2 protein-coding genes are annotated in these 2,522 nt (G+C 67.2%); both read right to left on the reverse strand.

Going from position 1 to position 2,522, the window contains the following annotated elements; genetic code table 11:
- Window positions 1-114: 114 nt before the first annotated feature.
- On the reverse strand, window positions 115-1,149 hold the full coding sequence (locus tag ACLQ6X_RS13810) for a phosphate ABC transporter substrate-binding protein PstS (protein WP_411700733.1): 1,035 nt from the start codon (window positions 1,147-1,149) through the stop codon (window positions 115-117).
- 195 nt (window positions 1,150-1,344) lie between these two features.
- The gene (locus ACLQ6X_RS13815) at window positions 1,345-2,292 is read right to left on the reverse strand and encodes an NUDIX hydrolase (RefSeq protein WP_411700732.1); all 948 of its coding nucleotides are present in this window, start codon (window positions 2,290-2,292) and stop codon (window positions 1,345-1,347) included.
- Between the last annotated feature and the right edge of the window lie 230 nt (window positions 2,293-2,522).

Below are 2,522 nucleotides of genomic sequence, written 5' to 3' on the forward strand. Positions count from 1 at the left end.
TTTGTGGTCTTTCGTGTCCGGGGACCGGTGTGGTGGTTGGGGCGATGTGTTGCTAACGTTTGGGGGTGGGGGGGGTTTTACCCGCAGCCCGACAGTCACAAGGGGGGGGTGTTGTTACTTGATCGACTCGAGAGCCGTAGCAACCTTGGCCGACAGGTCGGCGGAGAGGGGAGCTGCACCGGCGGCGTCAGCAGCCTCGGCCTGGCCTTCCTCGGAGGTGAGGTACTCGGCGTAGGCCTTGACGAGCGGGCCCTGCTCAGCGTCGGTGTACTCCTGGCAAGCGATGATGTAGCTCACGAGAACCAGCGGGTAGTGCGACGGGTCGGTCGTCAGGCGGTCGAGCTTGATCGCCAGGTCGGTCGCTTCGCGTCCCTCGACGAGGGGCGACTCCTCGACGACTGCTGCTGCAGCCTCGGGGGTGTAGTTGACGAACTCTTCGCCGACCTTGATCGCTGCGACACCGAGGTCGCCGGCCTTGGAAGCGTCAGCGTAACCGATGGTGTTGGTGCCGTTGGTCACTGCGTCGACAACGCCCGAGGTGCCCTGAGCAGCTTCGCCGCCCGAGTAGGGGAAGGGGTCGGCCGGAGCGGCGTCCCAGACCTCGGGAGCAACCTTGTTGAGGTAGTCAGCGAAGTTCTTGGTGGTGCCCGAGTCGTCGGCGCGGTGAACGGCCGTGATCGGAGCCGAGGGAAGCGTTGCATCCTCGTTCAGTGCGGCGATTGCTGCATCGTCCCACGTGGTGATGGTGCCCTTGAAGATGCCGGCGAGGGTCGCGGCGTCGAGGTTGAGCTCGTCAACACCCTCCACGTTGAAGATCACGGCAATCGGGGAGATGTACGCGGGGACCTCGACGTAGCCGGAGTCGGGAACGCAGGAAGCGAACTCGCCCGCGATCTCGTCGTCGCTGAGTGCCGAGTCGGAACCGGCGAACGAAACGCCGCCCGAGAGGAATGCCTCGCGGCCCGCACCCGAACCGGAGGGCTCGTAGTTGATGGTCACGTCGGGGTTCTCGGTCTGGAATGCTGCAACCCAGGCCTCCTGCGCGCTGCCCTGCGACGATGCGCCTGCACCGTCGAGCGTGCCAGTGAGGGTGCTCTCGGACTCGCCGGCGGGCGCATCCTCGTTTGCGGCGCATGCGGAGAAGAGCATGGTGCCTGCGATAGCGATAGCAGCGACGCTGCCGAAACGCTTGAAGTTCGTTGTTGCCGTCTTCACGGGTTTCCCTTCGGGAATGTTTTTTGATTACAGGATGAGGGCCGGTGCGACCCAGAAGACGACGCTATGCGCGGAGGTTAACCAGACTCGCCCCACGAGGTGAACGGGAGGTAAACAAGCGCGGAAGGTTTAGGCGACCGCCGGTCCGTGAGACTCCACGGCGACGATTCCGGGGGTAGTGGGCTCGAGCGAGATGTGCAGCACCGCATACTCGCCGGTCGACAGTTCTGCCGCCCGGCGCAGAGCCGAATCGGTGCGGGTGTTGGTGAGCCGCGCGACCTCGAGGATGATGTCCGGCAGCACCGGGCCGTGGCTGCAGATCACGGCGGACACCCGCTTCGCCAGGCGCTTTGCCACGACCTTCTCGACGGTGCCGGTGCCGTCCTCCCACGCGTCCTGGCTCACGGCGTTCAACGACTTCACCGGCAGGCCGAGCGCTCCGGCGAGCGGGGCGATCGTCGCGAGGCAGCGCGCGGCCGAGCTGCTGATGAGTTTGGCGGGCGCGTACGCGGCGATAGCCGGGGCGACGCTGAGCGCCTGGTCGACTCCGCGCTGCATGAGCGGCCGGGTCGCGTCGGCGCCGTCCCAGGTCGACGGCGGCACGGCGGTGCCGTGGCGCAGCGCGATGATGGCGAACGTGCGGGCGCGACCGGCGAGCAGCCGCTGCTCGAACCGGTCGATCACGTCGATGTCGTGCGCGTAGCTGAGCTTCTTGCGCACCTTCTCGATCGGCACCCACTCGACGGCGGCGATCTCGTTGTTCGGCGCGAACGTCGAGAGCTCGAGCGCGTGGTCGCCGACCTCGGCCGACCAGTAGTAGACGATCTTCTCCCGGCCGCTCGGCAGCGTGTACTCGACGGTGCCGAGGGGCGCCCCCAGGGTGATGGCGAGCCCGGTCTCCTCGGCGATCTCGCGCACGGCCGTCTGCGGCAGGGTCTCGCCCGGGTCGAGCTTTCCCTTCGGCAGCGAGACGTCGGCGCGGTCGCCGCGGTGCACTAGCAGCACGCGGGCTTTGCCGTCGACGAGGCGCCACACCACGGCCCCCGCTGCCAGCACGGGCAGTGTGGGATCGATCACCGCGTGGTCCTCGGGCTGTCGCGCGCGGTGCATAACGTCATACCGACATTCTGCCGGTACGAACGCCCGCCCGCGCCACGTTCTCGTTTGCGTAACATTCCTCAGGTGCTCTAGCGGGGCATCCGGAGCCTGAATAGCGTGGACGAATGCTTCGGATGACACGGACTCTCGCCCTCGCGGCCGCGGGTGTCGCGCTGCTCCCGGCTCTCGCCGGCTGCAGTTTCGGCGCG

It is taken from the genome of Conyzicola sp., assembly GCF_046714715.1.
Lineage (GTDB): Bacteria > Actinomycetota > Actinomycetes > Actinomycetales > Microbacteriaceae > Conyzicola.